This is a genomic window from Turicibacter faecis (assembly GCF_037076425.1).
Taxonomy (GTDB): Bacteria; Bacillota_I; Bacilli_A; order MOL361; family Turicibacteraceae; genus Turicibacter; species Turicibacter faecis.
This window is the reverse complement of the sequence record NZ_AP028127.1, coordinates 184,094-202,769: the sequence shown is the minus strand read 5'-3', so window position 1 is coordinate 202,769 and position 18,676 is coordinate 184,094. Positions and strand designations below refer to the sequence as shown.

General features: G+C 36.5%; 23 protein-coding genes. 11 read left to right on the top strand and 12 right to left on the bottom strand.

Features of this window, described 5'->3' with window-relative positions; translation table 11 throughout:
• The first annotated feature begins 57 nt into the window (after positions 1–57).
• Positions 58–498, top strand: a complete 441-nt coding sequence (locus tag AACH31_RS01045; RefSeq protein WP_262951005.1) for a staygreen family protein — start codon at positions 58–60, stop codon at positions 496–498.
• Here the strand turns inward: AACH31_RS01045 and AACH31_RS01040 are convergent.
• Together AACH31_RS01040 and AACH31_RS01035 are read right to left on the bottom strand one after the other, a co-directional pair.
• Positions 492–1,067, bottom strand: coding sequence for a GNAT family N-acetyltransferase (locus AACH31_RS01040; protein WP_262951004.1), 576 nt, complete (start codon positions 1,065–1,067; stop codon positions 492–494). The genes AACH31_RS01045 and AACH31_RS01040 overlap by 7 nt on opposite strands.
• 711 nt (positions 1,068–1,778) lie before the next feature.
• The gene (locus tag AACH31_RS01035) at positions 1,779–2,180 is read right to left on the bottom strand and encodes a GNAT family N-acetyltransferase (protein ID WP_161831013.1); all 402 of its coding nucleotides are present in this window, start codon (positions 2,178–2,180) and stop codon (positions 1,779–1,781) included.
• A 228-nt stretch (positions 2,181–2,408) separates the two neighbouring features.
• Between AACH31_RS01035 and AACH31_RS01030 the strand changes: the two genes are divergently transcribed.
• On the top strand, positions 2,409–3,239 hold the full coding sequence (locus AACH31_RS01030; protein WP_161831012.1) for an AraC family transcriptional regulator: 831 nt from the start codon (positions 2,409–2,411) through the stop codon (positions 3,237–3,239).
• Positions 3,240–3,423: 184 nt separating this feature from the next.
• A complete protein-coding gene (locus AACH31_RS01025) occupies positions 3,424–4,638 on the top strand; it encodes a cation:proton antiporter domain-containing protein (protein ID WP_161831011.1) in 1,215 nt (404 codons plus the stop codon).
• 22 nt (positions 4,639–4,660) lie between these two features.
• On the opposite strand, the gene AACH31_RS01020 is transcribed toward AACH31_RS01025, so the two are convergent.
• Positions 4,661–5,323, bottom strand: a complete 663-nt coding sequence (locus AACH31_RS01020) for a deoxynucleoside kinase (protein WP_237658868.1) — start codon at positions 5,321–5,323, stop codon at positions 4,661–4,663.
• Positions 5,324–5,661: 338 nt separating this feature from the next.
• Here AACH31_RS01020 and AACH31_RS01015 point away from each other — a divergent pair, with 338 nt between their 5' ends.
• On the top strand, positions 5,662–5,877 hold the full coding sequence (locus AACH31_RS01015) for a hypothetical protein (protein WP_161831009.1): 216 nt from the start codon (positions 5,662–5,664) through the stop codon (positions 5,875–5,877).
• A 37-nt stretch (positions 5,878–5,914) separates the two neighbouring features.
• On the opposite strand, the gene AACH31_RS01010 is transcribed toward AACH31_RS01015, so the two are convergent.
• Positions 5,915–6,412 carry a YbhB/YbcL family Raf kinase inhibitor-like protein gene (locus AACH31_RS01010; RefSeq protein ID WP_161831008.1) on the bottom strand — a complete coding sequence of 166 codons (498 nt, stop codon included), beginning with the start codon at positions 6,410–6,412 and terminating at the stop codon, positions 5,915–5,917.
• 72 nt (positions 6,413–6,484) lie between these two features.
• Entirely contained in the window at positions 6,485–6,700 is a 216-nt protein-coding gene (locus tag AACH31_RS01005) for a hypothetical protein (protein ID WP_161831007.1), read from the bottom strand.
• Positions 6,701–6,956: 256 nt separating this feature from the next.
• Here AACH31_RS01005 and AACH31_RS01000 point away from each other — a divergent pair, with 256 nt between their 5' ends.
• On the top strand, positions 6,957–7,259 hold the full coding sequence (locus AACH31_RS01000; protein ID WP_338617759.1) for a hypothetical protein: 303 nt from the start codon (positions 6,957–6,959) through the stop codon (positions 7,257–7,259).
• Positions 7,260–7,698: 439 nt separating this feature from the next.
• On the opposite strand, the gene AACH31_RS00995 is transcribed toward AACH31_RS01000, so the two are convergent.
• Positions 7,699–7,953: a hypothetical protein gene (locus AACH31_RS00995; RefSeq protein WP_262953858.1), complete on the bottom strand. Its 255-nt coding sequence runs from the start codon at positions 7,951–7,953 to the stop codon at positions 7,699–7,701.
• Positions 7,954–8,286: 333 nt separating this feature from the next.
• Between AACH31_RS00995 and AACH31_RS00990 the strand changes: the two genes are divergently transcribed.
• The 3 genes from AACH31_RS00990 to AACH31_RS00980 are packed head-to-tail and all read left to right on the top strand — an operon-like array spanning position 8,287 to position 10,924.
• Complete coding sequence (locus AACH31_RS00990; RefSeq protein WP_262953857.1) at positions 8,287–8,979, top strand: ABC transporter ATP-binding protein; 693 nt, start codon at positions 8,287–8,289, stop codon at positions 8,977–8,979.
• Between the two features lie 2 nt (positions 8,980–8,981).
• Entirely contained in the window at positions 8,982–9,788 is an 807-nt protein-coding gene (locus tag AACH31_RS00985; RefSeq protein ID WP_161831003.1) for a hypothetical protein, read from the top strand.
• Between the two features lie 14 nt (positions 9,789–9,802).
• Positions 9,803–10,924, top strand: a complete 1,122-nt coding sequence (locus AACH31_RS00980) for a hypothetical protein (protein WP_262953856.1) — start codon at positions 9,803–9,805, stop codon at positions 10,922–10,924.
• A gap of 298 nt (positions 10,925–11,222) precedes the next feature.
• Here the strand turns inward: AACH31_RS00980 and AACH31_RS00975 are convergent, their stop codons facing one another.
• The 3 genes from AACH31_RS00975 to AACH31_RS00965 all read right to left on the bottom strand — a co-directional run bounded on the left by AACH31_RS00975 (position 11,223) and on the right by AACH31_RS00965 (position 14,291).
• Entirely contained in the window at positions 11,223–11,390 is a 168-nt protein-coding gene (locus AACH31_RS00975; protein WP_161831001.1) for a hypothetical protein, read from the bottom strand.
• A 484-nt stretch (positions 11,391–11,874) separates the two neighbouring features.
• On the bottom strand, positions 11,875–12,003 hold the full coding sequence (locus tag AACH31_RS00970; RefSeq protein ID WP_255421455.1) for a hypothetical protein: 129 nt from the start codon (positions 12,001–12,003) through the stop codon (positions 11,875–11,877).
• 65 nt (positions 12,004–12,068) lie between these two features.
• Entirely contained in the window at positions 12,069–14,291 is a 2,223-nt protein-coding gene (locus AACH31_RS00965) for a glycoside hydrolase family 3 C-terminal domain-containing protein (RefSeq protein WP_262953855.1), read from the bottom strand.
• A 137-nt stretch (positions 14,292–14,428) separates the two neighbouring features.
• Here AACH31_RS00965 and AACH31_RS00960 point away from each other — a divergent pair, with 137 nt between their 5' ends.
• From AACH31_RS00960 to AACH31_RS00950, 3 genes are all read left to right on the top strand, one after another.
• A complete protein-coding gene (locus tag AACH31_RS00960; RefSeq protein WP_262950990.1) occupies positions 14,429–14,833 on the top strand; it encodes a hypothetical protein in 405 nt (134 codons plus the stop codon).
• Between the two features lie 205 nt (positions 14,834–15,038).
• Positions 15,039–15,974 (top strand): aldo/keto reductase, encoded by a 936-nt coding sequence (locus AACH31_RS00955; protein ID WP_161830998.1) that lies wholly within the window; start codon positions 15,039–15,041, stop codon positions 15,972–15,974.
• A gap of 40 nt (positions 15,975–16,014) precedes the next feature.
• The gene (locus AACH31_RS00950; protein WP_161830997.1) at positions 16,015–16,335 is read left to right on the top strand and encodes a hypothetical protein; all 321 of its coding nucleotides are present in this window, start codon (positions 16,015–16,017) and stop codon (positions 16,333–16,335) included.
• 167 nt (positions 16,336–16,502) lie between these two features.
• Here AACH31_RS00950 and AACH31_RS00945 read toward each other — a convergent pair whose 3' ends face one another.
• The 3 genes from AACH31_RS00945 to AACH31_RS00935 all read right to left on the bottom strand — a co-directional run bounded on the left by AACH31_RS00945 (position 16,503) and on the right by AACH31_RS00935 (position 18,657).
• Positions 16,503–16,967: a hypothetical protein gene (locus AACH31_RS00945; protein ID WP_161830996.1), complete on the bottom strand. Its 465-nt coding sequence runs from the start codon at positions 16,965–16,967 to the stop codon at positions 16,503–16,505.
• 254 nt (positions 16,968–17,221) lie between these two features.
• The gene (locus tag AACH31_RS00940; RefSeq protein WP_338506359.1) at positions 17,222–17,365 is read right to left on the bottom strand and encodes a hypothetical protein; all 144 of its coding nucleotides are present in this window, start codon (positions 17,363–17,365) and stop codon (positions 17,222–17,224) included.
• A 335-nt stretch (positions 17,366–17,700) separates the two neighbouring features.
• Positions 17,701–18,657, bottom strand: coding sequence for a patatin-like phospholipase family protein (locus tag AACH31_RS00935; protein ID WP_161830994.1), 957 nt, complete (start codon positions 18,655–18,657; stop codon positions 17,701–17,703).
• Positions 18,658–18,676: the final 19 nt, after the last annotated feature.

Here is an 18,676-nt window from a genome sequence, read left to right as displayed (position 1 = left end):
CGAAAAAAATAACAATCTTTAATTCCCATCATAAACTACATTGAAGGGGGCGATTTAATGAGTACCTTTAATGAGAATAAGTTATGGGTCAATAACCGATTAAACCGTTTATACCAATTACACCCTAGACGGTACACATTGACCCACTCTGATCAGACGGGAGAACTCTTTTTAGTCATTGGATCCGAATTTGCCTATGAACAACTAACAACAAAGCGTGATGAGGTCGTTGGTGAATGGTTAGCTCATCAGTCTGGTCACCCTTACTTTTATATTTACATTCGGCTTGATGGAATTGATGGAACTGCCTCAACAGAAAAAAGAAATGAAATCTTTCTACGCGAACTCCCTTTAGCATTAAAAGCTATTAAAAAGGGGGATGAATCCTTTTTTCAATTCTATCCCCAGTTTCTACAAGCCCCTATTTATGTTTTTTTCCAATCCCAAGATTCCCACCTAAATCGGACGGATTGTTTTGGTTGCTTTAATGACTATTGAATCCTTTTATAAAACCCGGTACATTCGTGAACACGTTTGTACTTTTTCTTTATCTTCTCACTATCCTTTCCAACATACTGACAAAAAGTTTGTACCGGAATTAATCCATCAACTTTGGATGCGATCCCATCACTGCCCTCAATGTAAACATGTAAATAGGTCCCTAATTTTTCAAATTGTTGATGAAGGTACCATTCATGAACCCATAGATCGTCACGGGTCCACGCCTCGAGATAAGTAATCTCACTCTTAACTAATCTATTTTGTGCTTCTAATAACAAAGCCTGCCCTACCCCTTGCCTACGATAATCCGGGTGCACGGCCAAATGCGTAATCATCCCCCCTAACGTCTGATCCGCCGTGCAAAGAGTCATCGGTTTCTCTTCACACTCGATATCTAAAAGACCAATGACTTTATCATCCTCTATCGCAACGAGTTCAATAGCCGGGTTTCTATAGGTTTCCTTTTGATTAAGGACAATATCATAGTAGGCTGTATCTAGAAAAGATAACACCCGACAATGTAACCACCCACGCTCATCCTCCTGTTGATAAGTGCGAATTTCCATTTCATCATCTCCCCAACCTTTTTATTTTTATTATATACATCCGTCCTAATGACCATGCCATTTTTATCTACATTGAATCATTCAAAGTTTCATTTATTAATTTATCTTAGCATATCCTTTACTGTACAAGAATGAGTTCTTTAAATCCTTTCATGGGGAAGTGATAACATGGGATGGTTTAACGGAAGAACGGCTGCTATTTGTATTATTCTATTCATCGTCTTTGCCTTGTTATACACTGATTTCTTTGATGAAATTAAACGGTAAGACGATAATAAAGGGTACCTTCGTCTTCGGTTTCATGTATGAACTATACGACTGGTACCTTTTCTTATGACCCAAATTATGACTCAAACAGGAAGTCAGAGAATACATCTTGCGCAAAAGATTTATTCCTAATTGCTCAAAAGGAGAAAATAAACTAAAAGATACGTCCTACCGTACTCGTCTAAACTGTCTCCGACTAAAGAAATCGCCTATTCGTTTTATTCAACAAGTAACTTTTCCCACGTGATGCGATTAAATTTTTTTCCTGATAAAACATGATTCGCATTTACGGCCCCTGATTCAAAATAAATTTCTAACGGTTTCAGATGATGAGATTACCTACGTTAAACGCCACTCACATGATAGGCAATAAAAAAACAGATGGAGTCATCCACCTGTTTTTTTATTGCCTATGAATGTCAACTGACAACGCTCCATTTAAACTTACACCAATGGTCGGTCATATAATCCCCACTCTAAATGTACATAACGATACATAGGATTCCCCTCTTGCATTCCCACGTTAAGGCCACTTATTAATGTTTTGGTTCCTTTTTCATTCGCCCATTGTTCACAGGCCCTAATTAATTGCATTAAATATTCCCGACATCGATAGTCTTCCTTTAAAAATAAACCTTCTAAATAAGATTCCCCCTGTCTTAACCTCACATACGCTAGACCAATTACCTCATGATTCAAAATGGCTAAAAAGTATGCCGCGTCTTTTCCTTGAATCGATTCTAATACGTTAAGTGCCATCGCATGTAACGAATGATCTGGCCACAATACAAGGGCCAATTGGGCTACATCCAATACATCTTTTACATTTCCTCGTCTAACCTCCACTAAATTCCCTCCCCGTCTATTATCATAAATCTTATAAAAGCAATCTCTATTCAATCAACACGACTTCCCTTCATTTTTACACTAATTAACTGATGGGCCCCTTTTATTAAAGCGCATACAGTTTCATTAACTCTCATTATAACATATGCAAAAAAGTGCTTACAAATAATCTTACTTACTTATTTAAAATATGGTATAATGTCTTCGAGAAGGAGGGGATTTTAGACTATGTACTGCTTCAAACCAAAAGCTGACTACTCACGACTAGACTTTATGCTTTACTACTGTGGAACAAGTCAAGTAGAAAAACATCAGTCTTGGGGACCGGGGATTCGTGACTACTATAGTTTATATTATGTAACGGAGGGGTCTGGCTACTTAACTATTGATGGACAAGATTATACGCTAGTGGAGGAAACGTGTTTTTTAGTTCCGCCCGGTGCAATCGTTAACTATAAACCAGACCTACTAAATCCATGGACCTACTACTTTGTGAGTTTTAATGGTGAACACGTCCCAGAATATTTAGAGCGAATTGGTTTATCGGAGAAAACACCTATTTTAAACTGTCAAAATAGCAAACAAATCGAAACGTGCTTTGATTATATTTTAGAATCTGCTAAACATCCAAAAAGCGCAGATTTACAAGCAATCAGTGGATTTTACTCTCTACTTGGGGCACTTTGTGACCACAGCTTGCCACAACCGCCTAAAGTTAAAGTATCTAATCGACAATCGGATTATATTCGTCAAGCCATCGAATATATTGAAACCAATTATTCACGACCGATTACGATCGAAGAGATTTCAAATCATATCGGAATCAATCGCAAATATTTAACAAAATTATTTAATGAAAGAATGGATAACTCTCCTAAAAATTATCTCATTCATTATCGAATAGACAAGGCCTGTCAACTTCTTAAACAATCAACGCTTAGCATCAAAGAGATTTCACATTCAGTCGGGTATACGGATGCACTTGTCTTTTCTAAAATATTCAAAAAAGTAACGGGAACATGCCCCCGAAAGTATCGTAATACCCACAACGCAACTTAAAGATGCCCTATTGGGCATCCTTTTTTTGTGATAATCAACGGAAAATAAGCGTATGATAAAAAAAGCAAATAGATATAACTTTTTAGGATAACGTTGCTAGACTTACGATTCAATGAATCTATTTCAGCACCTATAACGCCTTTTTTACATCCTACATACATTTATAATTTGGAGGAAAAAAAGAATGATTTTTTACTTATTTATTAGCCTAATACTCATTGGTATGGGTGCCCATTATAGTGGTCGTTTATTTGAACGAATTAAACTACCTTCATTAATTGGAATGATGCTACTCGGAATGGTAATTGGCCCCTCTTTCTTAAATATTGTTCCTAATGTGACTCTTCAACTTTCACCAACCTTAAAAGATATTGCACTCGTTACCGTCTTATTTATCGGTGGACTTGGGATAAGCTTAAAACAAATGAAACAAATTGGACGCCCTGCTATTTTACTAAGTACCATTCCCGCTACTCTTGAGGGATTCACGATCGCCCTTTTAGCGATGCCCCTGCTTCATTTTAATTTTATTCAGGGGGCTATTTTAGGTTTTATTATTGCAGCTGTTAGTCCAGCCGTCCTTATTCCCTCTATGATTGATTTAATTGATCGTCGAATCGGACAAGATAAGGCCATTCCTCAAATGCTTTTAGTCGGGGCAAGTGCGGATGATACCATAGCCATTACTTTATTTACTACTTTTTTAGGAATTTATACCCAAGGAGGACGTACCCCATCAATTGGATTACAAATTTTAATGATTCCAATTTCCATCATCTTTAGTCTCTTTATTGGATACCTTCTTTATCTTCTTACCAAGCCCCTTCTAAAACATACGACTTCCATTTATATAAAAACTTTGATTTGTTTTGGAATTTGTTTAATTTTACGTTTCATCGAAAAAAAGTTTCACCTTGAATTATTTAATTCACTTTTAACAGTTATGATTTACGGATTTTGGATTCGAAATTTCATCGTTGATAACGCCCCTTCTATTTTAGCGCTCATGAATTCAATCTGGAAAGTTGGGAAACTCTACTTATTCGCCTTTGTAGGGATGGCTATTAATCCAAATCTCGTCGGGCAATTTTTCTTAATTGGTTGCGCCCTTTTAATTGTTTCATTAACCCTTCGCTCGATTGGGGTTTTAATTGCCCTAATTGGAACAAACCTCTCCTATAAAGAAAGATTATTTTGTGTGATTGCCTATCTTCCAAAGGCAACTGTTCAATCAGCAAAGGCCGCCATTCCGTTAGAAATGGGGGTTGCCGGCGGAGAAATTATGCAAGCAATCGCTATTTTAAGTGTGCTAATTACAGCTCCAATTGGTGCCATTGGAATTAAACTAACAAGTGATAAGTTTTTGCAAAAGGAAACAAAAGAAGCCGGGTCCCATTAGGACCCGGCTCTCTTTTATTTTATTAGGCATTTGATGATGATTGACGAATTTCATTTAATTTATCTTCAATCATCTTTAATACTTTTTTCTTATCATTTTCATTATTAACGTAGTCAACCTCATCAATATTAATGACTAGCACCTCACTTGCTTGATAATGCTGCTCAATCCATTGATCGTATCCCTTCCAAAGTTCGTAATAATAAGAAACAAGTCCTTCATCTAATTCATATTCACGTCCACGTTTTTTAATACGGTCAATAATAGTTTCGAAACTTCCTGATAAATAAATCATTAAGTCCGGTGCCTTTTTAGGCATCCCCTCTAACTCTTCCATCATATTATTCAAAAGTGATTCGTATAAACTGAATTCTAAGTCAGAAATACGTCCTAAATCTTTATTTACCTTTGCAAAATACCAATCTTCATATATACTTCGATCTAATACATTATTATCCTCAACTAACGCTTGCTTAATGCTTTTAAAGCGAGTGTTTAAAAACCATAATTGTAGTAAAAAAGGATATCGTTTGGTTTGAATCTCTTCATCAGATGCTGTATAAAATAAAGGTAAAATCGGATTATCATCCACACTCTCATAAAAAACTTCCGAATTGAAATGTTTAGCCACCAATTCTGCTAAACTTGTTTTTCCTGCACCAATCATCGCTCCAATTGTAATCAACATTATTCACCCATACCTTTCATACTGTCCTTTAAAATGATAAAACTTTTAAAATGATGTTTTAAAAAGTTTGAACGTTGTCAATAATAGCACAAATATCGACGAAAATCACACATAATACTTAGCCAAATTCATCCATATTTTTCATTCCACATGAGATGTGGATAAACGCTAAAGAATAAGTCCTATGCCTTCCTCTATTCCTTCTCCCTATCCTAATTATTTAATACACTTATCCACAAATAAAAAATATTTTAAAAAAGTTTCCTCCTGTCGACATCTTCACCTGATTTCTCTTGATACAATAAAATTATTCACGTTGAAGGAGGAGCCTTTTCATGGAACGAACATTATATGGATTAAGAGTGATTAGTGTGTTAGGATTTTTCATTCAAGCATTTCTTTTAGTTCTTAACTTAATTCTAGGTCTATTTTTTAAATCGTTAGATCGAATTCTCTTATACTCCTGGAAACTATTCTTTATTGTTGCGATGCTTGCCTTAGTTGCAGCACTGGCTGGTTACTTTTTAAACAAACCCAATAGCAGTCTTTAAATCAAAAAATAGCCCAAGTCATGAGCCTGGGCTATTTTTAGTTTGAATAAATTCCTTTGATGGTTTCCTGTGCTAAAATATGGCCCTCCATCTGTTGATAGAGTTCATTATAGTAAAAGCCAGGTTTTAAATCTAGCATTTTGTCTAGGGCATACACATGAAGTTCGTAAAGGTGTGGAGCATCCGGTGGTGCCATTCCTCCATAGTAGGAACAAGCCTGTGCTGGGGTATTTCCCCCCTGATCACTGATCCAACTATTCACACCTTGAACGAAATCTGTTGCAGTTTGACTCTCATTCTCTTCAATCACCGTTCGCACAATATTAGCAGCTGTCCAATGAATCCACGAGAATCCTGATACCGGAAAGGCATCTTTATCTTCTAACACCAGTGCATAAGACACTGTCCCCTGAGGGGCATCTTTAATCGTAAGGGGTAAAGAATAGGTCGGCATTTCATACTCGTTCATTTCGCCACGGCATCCATATTGATCCATAATCACACCGTTTACAATACCCGAACTTGTCACTTTCATGTCATCACCTCCAACTTTAACTCCCTTTATTATACAACGTTTAGGTGATATTTAATCCTGTAATAGAACGTTTTAACCAAACTTCTTTTTTAATTTTGGAAGATCCTCAGGATCAATCCACTCTTCGGCGTATCCGCACTCACAACAAACATATCTCGGTACTTTGACATAAGAAAAAATCGTAGCGCCAATTGCTATATTATTCCCCGTTCCGTAAGGGCCGGCAGTCCCCTCTACGCGAATCATCTCTGTACTCTCACATTTTGGACATCTCTTTGACACTTTCATTTTAATCCCCCTAAATTTATAGCTTTCGGATAATTCCTATACTCTTCAACTTATTCACTTAAATCAGGAATATTTCATTTGTTTAATTAACATTGTTATCCTTCTTATCAACACGATATGGTATAATAATCATGTAATTTTTACCATATCGTGTTGATAAGTTCAAGACCTGAGGAAAATTTAGATGTTCAAACTTTAGATTACTGTAAACTTTTATCAATTAAATGACCATCAAACATTTGTGGAGGGATATGTTATGACTAATGAGTTCGTGGGAAATATGATCATTTGTTGTTTATTATCTTTAATCATTGGAGGAATTGGATTTTTACAATATAAATCTAATATTCTTTTTAATGTGAACTATTCTTCAAATCAAAAAATTTGTAAAATTATAGGATTACATGTTATCTTTGCTGCAGTCGTTATATTCGTTAGCCCCTTTATTTTAGAAGTACTTCAAGATACGCATTATCTATTAAAAAAAGCAATTCCAGTGACGTCGATGTTGATTATTATATTAGACATGTTTATCCGCATCAGAAAGTTGGAATCCTAACTTATGGCGTAAGAATCCATTAATCGTTATCTATCGTGTGATAAGACCTGATTACTAGCTAGCGTTCTAGGGCGCTAGCTTTTACTTTGTTGAAGTCTCTATCGTTGCCACTTTTGCTCATTTTTTTAAGACGTGTTTACTGTAGTAGCTACTTCCTAAAAGAGCACCCTATTTCTTGTCCACTTCATTTATCCATCACACCATCATCAGTATACAGCTTCCGTTTAAGCTCTCCTTAGGGATACACACAAGAGCCCATGCGCCCCTCTATTTCGGACGCTCACCCGGTTGTTTGATTCACCGTAAACCTAATCACCTTCTCTTCTAAACTAATAGCTTGAACGATTCTACGATAAAAAAAGGGGGGGATGTTGCACACACTTTACGTACTCAACAGACTGAATTCTTCCAAAAAAGGGACGGTTTAAAAGCCGTCCCTTTAATCATTCAAAATCCATACTTTTTCATACACTTGTCCATATTCAATATAGCACGTAAATCCATTCCGATCGTGTAAAAATAATTTATCAGTCATGGAATCTTTCTTTAATTCACCTGAAAGATAAACCATTTCATCATAACATTCAATTTGTAGCTTTTGTCCGAGCTTCACCGAATCTAAAAATTCTCTTGTAAAATAATCATAAATATGCAATTCATCTTGACCTAACATAAATAAAACATCTTTAAACACAATCGTCACATCCCCACTTTTTCTCAGATTTTTCTTATCTGTACTATATCACAGAACTAAAGATAAATTAAGCAATATGCTATCAAATCTCCTCTGCAGGATGCCCTCACAACGCTATCATAGATAGGACTGAATATCTATGATAGAAAACTTATCTGCACTTATATAGAATGTGTTACGGCTTACCAGCTAGGTCATGTCATTTCACTCCCTTTTATTTGCTATCTTAAGAATTTATTAAGAATTTCTTTATAATTTGGATGGCTGTTTCTTAATATTTACACGCTATACTTGATTCAAGAACGCAGATGAGCATTTTAAAGGAGGTTTCTTATGTTAGAGATGAAAAATGTAACGAAACGTTATGGGAAAAAAGTTGTTCTCGATGATGTTTCCATTCAATTTCAAAAAGGAGCAATTACTTGTTTACTTGGACTCAACGGGGTGGGGAAAAGTACGACAATGAAATCAATCATGAAACTCGTCCCTATTAATAAGGGAGAAATTTTAATTGATCAAACCCCCATTACGTCACAAAATATTAACCAATTAGCCTATGTTCCTGATATTCCAATTCATGATTTAGGATGGACCATTCCTAAAAACTTAGAATTTGCCCAAGTCTTTTATGAAGGATTCGATATTGAAAAAGCGTGGCGAATGATTAAATTTTTTAAGGTACCTACTGATAAAAAACTAAAGGAACTTTCAAAGGGAAATTTAGCTCGCTTTAACATTATTATTGGATTATGCCAAAACACCCCTTATCTATTATTAGATGAGCCATTTAGTGGAATTGACGTCTTTACCCGTCAAACATTTATCAATTTACTTAAATCAGAGTTTTTAGAAAAAGATCAAACCGTCATCTTAACAACTCATGAAATTGATGAAGTTCAAGACATTGCCGATCATATCGTTCTCCTTGAAGACGGAAAAGTATTTGCAACGTTCTCAAAAGATGAGGCTGAAAAAGAAGGATTGACGATTGTTGAAAAAATGAAATCTTTATATAGCGAGGTATAATTATGAAATTTTTAACACTAATTGAAATTGAGATAAAGAAGCTGCTTCCATGGATGTTAACCTTATTTATCACACTAAGTGCCGTATCGACCGGCCTATTTTATAAACTCATTAATAAAACTTATCAAAAAGAAATTCTCCCACAAATTATGGAGAGCTCTTTAGAAACCTATGTCAAAGAAAATGGTCGTGTCAGTCTAACACTATTATTTGATTCAACACCCGTTCCCCTTCTCTTTTTATTAAGTGCCATTCTATTAGTTTGTTTTGCCTTTTATCTTTGGTATAAAGAATGGTTTGGGGCATCAAAACGAATCTATATGTTACTGACACTTAAAGGAAGTCGTCTGAAAATCTTCTTCTCTAAATTACTCGTCACCGTCTTCTCGGTTTTTTGCTTTTATGGATTAATTCTATTCATTTTATGGATTTTAAGTTTTGTCATGACACTTGTCTTCCCTAAAGAGTTAATTGCTCCCCAACCGGTAACGAGTTTATTGCATTACTCTAACTCAATTGGTCTTGTTTTACCACTTTCTATGGGAGATTTTATTTATAAACTAGGATTCATTATTTTAATGTTTAGTCTGATCTCTTTCTTCGTCTTGTGCGATCGTTCAAAAAAAGTGATTGGAATTATTTGTGGCGGTGCCTTTTTATTGGCTAATATCGCTCTCTTCCTCTACACTAAAACACTATACTTATATATGGATGAACGTTTAATCGTCGATTACGGATTTGTGTTTGTTATGAGTGCACTGACGATGGGCTTATGTACATGGTTAATCAATAAGAAAGTTTCAATTTAGGTGAGGTGAGAGAAATGAAGTTATATCATATGATTGGATTAGGTACGGCTGGCCTATTATCACTAACGGCCCTTGGATTTATGACACCTAAGAGTGAGGTTCCAGAAAACGTTGAGTATAAAATTGAAACATTATCGGGCGATGCGAATCTTTTAGCCGATTTACAATTCGAAGCCATTGCGAAAACGGGGCCCAACCAATACTCGAAGGTTGTCTTAACCCATGATGGTGCACAACTGACGAAGACAAAGTATGACCCTTTAAGAGGTGCTGGTGAAAAGGTTTTAAATAACCGCGATTTATTTCGTCATTTAGGATGGGCAACAAAACTTGAAACAACAGATTATATTGTGCTTGCAGAATTTAACTCGTCTTATCTTTATACGAATGAAGAGCCTCTTTTAAGACTTCGCTCAAAAGAATTGAGTACAGGCGAAGTACTTAAAAAGGATATTATCTTAAAAGAGTTAAATTACGGAGAAAGTACATTAGATGAATATTTAACTGAATATGAGGGAGACTATTATTACATTACAAGAGTTTATAGTCAGTTAGCAGATAAAAATAATAAACTTTTAATCTATCAATTAAATCCTCAAACATTAGAATTAACACTTAAATTCGAAGAGGAATTTTCAGCAACTAACTACCCTGCCATTTTGGTAGAAGGCGGTAAGATGTATGAGGTAGATTTATCACTTGGACAATTAAAAGTACGCAACTTAAAAACGAATGAATCGACGGTTTATTCATTATCTTATAAAGATGAAAATGCCTCTATCAATGAGCTTGTTCCATTAAATAACGATTACTTCTTCAATCTAGCAGATACATTAGTTAAAGGTATGGTCAATGAGGAATCGAAATCGATTGAGTTGGTCGAAATGGTTCAACCTAAATTTCTTGCGACATTAAATGAAAAGTATGATTTAAGTTATATAAAATCGATGGTTTCCCACGATGATCTCCTTTATGTCACATACGTCGGACGTAAAAACACATCAAGTGCAGAGTTTATTGCCATCATCAATCCAAAAACAAATGAAGTAGTTTACGAAGGAAAACTAGATACCTCTTTAACGCAAGGATTAGCAGAGGATTACAAACTTCATTTTACAGATAATGATTCCAAATAATTAAAATTAATAGAAGGAGGATGGCACGTTTATGATTGCCGATTTCAAAAAAACAATCATTAATGTTCTGAAGGAAATCAAATTATCAAACATCGGGTTTTTACTTTTAATTATTCTATTCCTTATTGTCGCCTTGCCGACGCTAACCCCTAAACTTTTCTCTTCACTTCTTAAATTTATCTTCCCTTTCCTCCTTCTCTCCCCATTGCTTTTCTTTCTTTTAAAATAAACAAAAGCATTCTAATGAAAAACGTTCCCTTGGGACGTCGTTCAATTAGAATGCTTTTTCTGTTTCCTTTTAACCAACTTCTGCTTTTCTCACCTGTCGTTGCAACGTATAAGCTCGCATGAAGCATAGGAACGCTAAAACAAAATTAACACCGGGGAATATGATTGAAATCCGAATAAATACCGCTAATATAACCCCAATTAACAACCAAAGATTTCGTTTGGCTTTTAACCCCATTCTTTTTCACCCCCTTTCAATCACCCAATGAAACAAGGGATGGTATTAGTTTTTTTATGAAATATGAAAAAATTTCCTATTTTTATCTCGCTATAAAAAATTATAACTTTTTTTTCTTAATTAATAAATAGTTTATATCACATTGTAAAAACTATAAATGGTTAGAGATTAATCTTCTAACCAAAGTTCCTCCTTTTATCTGATTTTACGCTCCTATTTTAAAGCCCACGCCAACTGATCATTGACGTGGACTTTTCGCGTTCAAAAATAATGATCCTCCCTTTAAACTAGCGAGATGCATCAATCAAAAACTCAATGAGTACCTGTTGATAAAATATAGCAACGTGAACAAAGGAATCTATCCTCTTTTAAAATAATGACTCCTAACCCTCTTCACTCTATCGGTCTTCGCTAAAAACCACTCCTTAAGGAGTGGTTTTTAGTAACTTCAATACATTAAAAGAATACATGGCCATTAAACAGGTTAACGAGTTTGCTCATCTTTGCTTTTCGATTTAAGGTGATCTTTATAAATCGCTGCCTTCGTAAGCGTACTTCCTCGTTTTAAATTTAATTCATTAAGACTATGTAACTGAGCAGGTGCTAATTTCATAACACGCGCCTCCTTTAATATTAAGTTACAGTCTTAATATTCCAAACTGTTCCAACCTTTATGCGTTATTTGTTTAAGATATTTAAAATGGTGACTAATCGATTCACCATTTCTTGATCAACGACTTGGAAACTTGCAAGGGCGCGAATAGGCATCTCTTGGATCATCCCTATATCTAATTGATAATCTTCTTTCATCGTCTCAATTAATTCCGTTATCATTTGACTCAACTTCGGATTTTTAATAAGTTCATTAAACGTTGTATTCGTCGTTATTCCTGTTGGTACCTTTGTTTTCCCTTTTACTTTAATGGTTCCCCTAAGAACAATATCTCTCGATGATTTAGCTAAAAGGATTCCATACTCCCCCGTCTCTACATACCAATCATGAAGCGTCGGATGATAATATGAAAAATCACGTTTAGTTAACGTAAAAGTCACCGTCTGCGTCTGTTTAGGACTTAATGCAACTTTCTTAAACTGACGTAACTCCTTCACTGGACGAATTGTATCACCAGTGGGATTTTCAACATAGAGTTGGACAACCTCTTTACCAAAATAATTTCCTGTATTCGTTACATTCACCTGAACCACCAACGGCTCATCCTCAGCTATTTGTCCCCGACTGAGTTTTAATTGATCATACTGAAAAGTCGTGTAACTACATCCATGACCAAACGGAAATAAAACATCCATCTTTCTTGCATCATAATAACGATACCCCACAAACAGACGCTCATTATAATACACGCGATGGTCAACCACTTTTGTGGATAAGTAAGCTGGATGATCCTCTAAACGAAGAGGAAACGTTTCCGCTAACTTCCCTGATGGATTCGCCCGACCAAATAATAAATCCACCGTCGCTTCCCCAACAGCCTCGCCAGATAAATACATCTCTAAAATGGCGTTTACTTCATTCACCCACGGCATCTCCACAGGTGCTCCATTATGAAGAACAACAACCGTATTTTTCTGAACCTTCGCAACCTCCTGAATCAGTTTATTTTGAACAGCAGGTAACTTCATATGGGGACGATCATAAAATTCCGTTTCAAAGGATTCTGGCAACCCTGCAAAAATAACAGCAACGTCACACGATTTTGCCAACTCAATCGCCTGATGTAATAAACGCTCATTAAGCGGGTGGTCCTCGAGTAAAAACCCTTGAGCAAACGACACATCCGTTATCCCCTTCACCGCTTCTAATGCCGTATCTATCTGATAAGGGTGAATATGCGAACTCCCCCCACCTTGATACCGCGGCGCCTTGGCAAACTCCCCAATAAACGCAAGTCGATTTCCCGATTCTTTAAGTGGCAATACCCCCTGGTTCTTTAATAAGACCGCGCTCTCTACCGCAATTTCTTTCGCCAGTTGATGGTGTTGATCTTTACTAACTACAACCTGCTTATTATTCTCATAAGACTTAAAAACCTTTTTTAATAGGCGCTTCACACTCTGATCTAAAACTTCTTCATCTATTTCGTTATGTTTTACTGCCTTTAATAAAACATCGTCATTCATTCCATGATGACCCGGCATCTGTAAATCCATCCCCGCCTTTAAAGCAGAAACCCGGTCATTCACGGCACCCCAATCGCTGACTATAAATCCATCAAATCCCCATTTATCTCTTAGAAGATTCGTTAGTAGCGAGTAAGACTCGCCAACATACTCCCCATTTAAACGATTATACGAAGACATCACACTCCAAGGCTTTGCCTCTTTTATTGCCTTCTCAAATCCAGGAAAATAAATTTCATGCAACGTCCGCTCATCAACTTCTGAGCTCGCCGTCATCCGATAACTTTCTTGATTATTGCAAGCGAAGTGTTTGAGACACGCTCCAACCCCTTTTTGCTGTAAACCTAAAATATACGCGGTTGCCAACTCACCTGTTAAATGAGGATCCTCTGAAAAATATTCAAAGTTTCTTCCTCCTAACGGCGAACGTTTAATATTAATGGCAGGACCGAGTAAAAGACCTACCTTTTCAGCTTGGCACTCCTCCCCAAGCGCTTGCCCTAATCTTTTCAATAACTGGACATCAAACGAACAGGCTGTCGTGGCAGCCGTTGGAAAACAGATGGCTTCTTCGCTATCATTCATCTCTAAAAAATGAGCATCCCCGGGTTGCTTCCTTAGCCCATGAGGACCATCACACATCATCAGACTCGGAATATTAACATGAGGAATTGATTTAGTATGCCAAAAATCTTCTCCCGAGCAGAGTGCTACTTTTTCCTCTAACGACAACTGACTAACTAACGTATCGAGTGATTGCATTCTCTCTCCTCCTCTCTTTTACCCAGTATATTCACAGGGTTTAAAAGTTATTTATACCAATAAAATAAAGTTTTCTTACACTTTTTAGGACGTAATAATGATATACTAAGGTTAAGCGTTTATTGGAGGGGATTTTAATGCATACAACGGACACGCGATCACACGAGTATCAGGAGGAGAAGGTCGAATCAGAAACACGAATGATGCGCACACTGTTTGATTCTATGACTCACCTAATGGGGGCCTCAATTAAAAAGGGGTTAGATACTTTACGAAAAGATAATCGTTCGTTGCTGACGGGATTACTTGTTGTCAGTGCACTATCGTGCCTTTTTACTGGAACGATTGCCTACTATACGATGAAACAACCACAACCGTCTCGCGAAGAAATTATCGCAAATTACATGAATGGAAACCCTTATTACTTTGATTCTCAAATTCCGGGGGACCTTCCAACTGAAATTGAAGAGTTTTTAGAAGAATGGTTTTTCGACTTTACGAATCCTTCTACTTCTCCTGAACAACCTTTTCAAGAATTTTAATTCAATACGATAACCATAAAAGCGAATCCTTCACACGGTTCGCTTTTATACAGTGCATCGCTTAGCGCTAACAATGCGCACCTCTTGTTTTTCTTAAGGAACTTCTCAAAATTTAAACAATAGGAACCCTTTTTTTCCCTGATGTCTAGACTCATCGTTAAAGTCATGACATAATTTTAACGATATCGCCTAAAGGAGTGAAGTTATGAAACGAATTCAAATTAAAGATACGACCTTATCCTTATGTCCAATTGGCTTTGGAACCGCAAATGCCGGAATTGCTTGGGATAATGAAGAGGCCTTTAAAATGCTAGATTTATATGTGGAACTAGGTGGAAATGTCATCGATACTGCCCGTATTTATAGCGATTGGGTTGCTGGGGAAATTGGCCGTTCTGAACGTGTCATCGGTGATTGGTTAAAACATCGAGGACATCATGAGGATTTAGTTATCATTTCAAAGGGAGGTCATCCCCCACTAAACGAAATGAACACGAGCAGACTCAGTAAAGAAGAGATGACCTACGACTTAAATAAAAGTTTAGAGGCCCTCGGAATTGACTGCTTGGACATTTATTTTTACCACCGTGATGATCTAAATCGTCCTGTTGCCGAACTCATCGAAACGATGCAGGACTTTGTTCGTGCCGGAAAAATAAAATATTACGGTTGTTCAAACTGGACAACTGCGCGAATAAAAGAGGCCATGGACTATTGTAAAGAAAAAGGGTACCGCGGATTCGTTGCTAATCAAGCACTTTATAATGTAGCTTCTAACACGATGGCACCTTATCCCGATGAAACAATGGTGACGATGGATGAGGAAATGCTAGCCTTCCACAAGGAATCCAACGTGTTAGCTATGCCTTATTTTAGTTTATGTAGCGGATTCTTTACAAAGCTTAACAATGGCGTTGATGTGAGTCAAAGCCCATACTATACAGAAGAGAATCTTCGTCTTGCTCATCACTTAAATCATTTAGCAACAAAGTATGACGCAACGCTATCACAAATCATCATGGGTTATTTAACGACGCAAACACTGCCAATGTGTGCATTGGCCGGCGCAAGTCGCCCTGAGCAGTTAATGGATTTTATGAAAACTCTCGATTTGCCTATCGATGCCAAAGATTACTATTAAACTTTTCTAGGGCAAGCAATTTTAAACTAGGGAGGATTCCATGGACGATTTAACTGGTAAAATAAGTTTATTTTTGAAGATTCGAAAGGTGATGGTCTATTCTAGCCTTTTACTCGGTTTATTTCTAATTATTTTCTTAAAGGCACACTTGGGTTTAGCCACGCTGTTGCTTCTGATTAATGGATTCTCTCTTTGTTATGATCTTTTGACGGATAGGAAAAAGGAGCGGTTAATTAAAACCTGTCATCGCTTGCGTGAGACTAGTGGTCGCTCTAAGGCTTACCTCTTCTTAGGAATTACCCTACTCTTCGTCCTATTCATTAAACTTATCTTTCCTATTATTCTGATCATCTACACTTAACTTTTTAACACTATTTATCATTAGAGGTATGATTTTAATATTTTAGGACAATATAATAAACGGCTATCTATAGTCTTATATGCTAAGTAATTCTAACTTTTAGCCTTCTTTCTACTTCCTAAACAAAAAGAAAGCCACGATGGATTCCCCTTCGTGGCTTTCGTCATTTATAAATAAATTACCATAAGTACCGAAATAACAATATTTAAAATCAACACCAAGTGATCGGTTAAATACCCAATCATAAAATAACTCGCTTTTTCTTTTCCGGCAATTAACTGTTCTAAGGCAAAATCACCAATTAAGTGAAACATCGATAATAAAAAACAGGCCATTGTCACCCCAGGACGTTGATAAATAAAGGCCCCAATCACAGGATGGAAGACCAATGCCATTCCCATTAATCGAACAATCCGATTAATCAGTGCGCTAACATCTACAACAATCCCCGCTTCCTGATACGTCTCCGTCGCTACCTGAACAATATCAGTATTTAATTCCGCAATCCCCGATTTTACTCCCTCTACATATCTTTTATATGAGATTAATCGCTCACGTCTAATAATCGATCGAATACTCCTAATTGTTAGAAAAATAAAACTAAATAAAACAGCCGCCTTTACAATAAACATAGCTTTCCTACTTTCTCCCCAAGTGGTCAAATTTCGACATTACCTCTCTATCATAAAAAAATAATCCGAGATAATCAAGTCTAACGAACGAGATTCTTAATATTTCTTCTCTCCCTCCTTATATCTTATGATAAAGTCCTTAAATCATTAAAAAAATTAAGATAAAAACGATGACAATCCTGCCATCGCTTCAAAATAGACCTAAGGGGAAAAAGAATGAGACGATTACCTAAACCTTATCCATCCCCATTAGCTTAACCGATTTCCCCTTGATATTCCACAAACTTATAGAGAAGATAAGCGGGCAATCCATATTTAAACCCCGCTTTTACAATAGCGCCGGATAGCTTCAATATAAGGAGTAAAAATATAATTAAACACGTTAAGGTTAACATCATAACCTTCCTCCTACCCATTAATATAAGGACTTTTAGCAATACCGAAAAGACTCCCGCCCAACGTTAAAAGCTATTTTTTTATCAAACCCATTTACATATAAACAAAACCACCCTTCATCCTTTATAGACCTAATTCCAACACCCATCAGATGATGATACAACTAGACCTGTTAACCCTGTCAAAAAAGTATCGGTTCTGTTATCACTGGCCCCATCTTTGATTCTCGGCATCTTCCAAGTAAGCCATTGAATACAGGGCGTGTTATCACATATGCCATCCGTTGTGCATGGTATATAGACTTATATAGTTTATGTTCATGAATAAAAAATGGTCTTTACTTTTGGTATTTTTTTAAAAATTGTTCGTTCCATTTAGCGTGTTGTCTAATATATGGCGTAATGTCTTTTCCCTTTAAAAGGGCAATCAACATCGGGGAAAGAGTTACTAATGTATCCCGATAACCCATTTGAATCTTTTCTGTAATTGATGCCTGATTAAAGTTTAGAGTTCCTGATCCATTGATTAATTCTAATGAGTTAGAGGGATAAATCTCAATCAAGCGGGCATGTGGATAAAGTCGTCGGTCGACTTTATCCGTATAAGTTAAGTGGACTACAATAATTAAATCTAAATCATGATTTTTTAACGGGGCAATGGGGACATTATCCGCATTAGCCCGACTGTATCGAGGATTATTAATCCCCCCATCAGCATACTGCTTTCCTTTAAACGTGATTGACGGAAAAATATACGGAACCGCACATGAGCCGAGTGTAATATCAATGACCTCTTCTTCACTATACTCGTTTAATTTAAAATATTCTGGATAACCATCTGTCACGTTATATGCGCAACAATAAACCTCTATCTTCGTTTGATTTAGTGTCCCAACGTCTACAAACTCCTGAATGTAATCACGGATACCTTTTTGCGAGATTAATCCTAACTCACTTAACTCAAGACCGGAAGCTTTAGTGAAATCACCGGTATGCGTTGTAAATCGTTTAATCAGGTCACTCAGATAACTAAGTTTAATGGAGTCCGATTTAGTAACGATTTTCGAATACGAGAGTGATCGCCAGCTACGTTCGATCAAATCCTTATCTTTCATGCATAAGCAAAGGGCATTCAATGTACCAATTGAAACGCCGGATACGACATCGATATTATTAATTAAGTCTAGATCCCACAATGCGCGTATGACTCCTGCTTGGTAGGCCCCTTTAGCCCCTCCACCTGCTAATACTAAACCAACTTTCAAGTTAAATAGCTTTCGTCCACGAAATATCATCGTATCCCTCCTAGTTCAC

Bases quoted from the DNA above. Each gene is read 5' to 3' on its own strand.
- AACH31_RS01045 (WP_262951005.1), top strand. From the start codon at position 58: ATGAGTACCTTTAATGAGAATAAGTTATGGGTCAATAACCGATTAAAC.
- AACH31_RS01040 (WP_262951004.1), bottom strand. From the start codon at position 1,067: ATGGAAATTCGCACTTATCAACAGGAGGATGAGCGTGGGTGGTTACAT.
- AACH31_RS01030 (WP_161831012.1), top strand. From the start codon at position 2,409: ATGTACTGCTTCAAACCAAAAGCTGACTACTCACGACTAGACTTTATG.
- AACH31_RS01025 (WP_161831011.1), top strand. From the start codon at position 3,424: ATGATTTTTTACTTATTTATTAGCCTAATACTCATTGGTATGGGTGCC.
- AACH31_RS01015 (WP_161831009.1), top strand. From the start codon at position 5,662: ATGGAACGAACATTATATGGATTAAGAGTGATTAGTGTGTTAGGATTT.
- AACH31_RS01010 (WP_161831008.1), bottom strand. From the start codon at position 6,412: ATGAAAGTGACAAGTTCGGGTATTGTAAACGGTGTGATTATGGATCAA.
- AACH31_RS01005 (WP_161831007.1), bottom strand. From the start codon at position 6,700: ATGAAAGTGTCAAAGAGATGTCCAAAATGTGAGAGTACAGAGATGATT.
- AACH31_RS01000 (WP_338617759.1), top strand. From the start codon at position 6,957: ATGACTAATGAGTTCGTGGGAAATATGATCATTTGTTGTTTATTATCT.
- AACH31_RS00990 (WP_262953857.1), top strand. From the start codon at position 8,287: ATGTTAGAGATGAAAAATGTAACGAAACGTTATGGGAAAAAAGTTGTT.
- AACH31_RS00985 (WP_161831003.1), top strand. From the start codon at position 8,982: ATGAAATTTTTAACACTAATTGAAATTGAGATAAAGAAGCTGCTTCCA.
- AACH31_RS00980 (WP_262953856.1), top strand. From the start codon at position 9,803: ATGAAGTTATATCATATGATTGGATTAGGTACGGCTGGCCTATTATCA.
- AACH31_RS00975 (WP_161831001.1), bottom strand. From the start codon at position 11,390: ATGGGGTTAAAAGCCAAACGAAATCTTTGGTTGTTAATTGGGGTTATA.
- AACH31_RS00970 (WP_255421455.1), bottom strand. From the start codon at position 12,003: ATGAAATTAGCACCTGCTCAGTTACATAGTCTTAATGAATTAAATTTA.
- AACH31_RS00965 (WP_262953855.1), bottom strand. From the start codon at position 14,291: ATGCAATCACTCGATACGTTAGTTAGTCAGTTGTCGTTAGAGGAAAAA.
- AACH31_RS00960 (WP_262950990.1), top strand. From the start codon at position 14,429: ATGCATACAACGGACACGCGATCACACGAGTATCAGGAGGAGAAGGTC.
- AACH31_RS00955 (WP_161830998.1), top strand. From the start codon at position 15,039: ATGAAACGAATTCAAATTAAAGATACGACCTTATCCTTATGTCCAATT.
- AACH31_RS00950 (WP_161830997.1), top strand. From the start codon at position 16,015: ATGGACGATTTAACTGGTAAAATAAGTTTATTTTTGAAGATTCGAAAG.
- AACH31_RS00945 (WP_161830996.1), bottom strand. From the start codon at position 16,967: ATGTTTATTGTAAAGGCGGCTGTTTTATTTAGTTTTATTTTTCTAACA.
- AACH31_RS00940 (WP_338506359.1), bottom strand. From the start codon at position 17,365: ATGATGTTAACCTTAACGTGTTTAATTATATTTTTACTCCTTATATTG.
- AACH31_RS00935 (WP_161830994.1), bottom strand. From the start codon at position 18,657: ATGATATTTCGTGGACGAAAGCTATTTAACTTGAAAGTTGGTTTAGTA.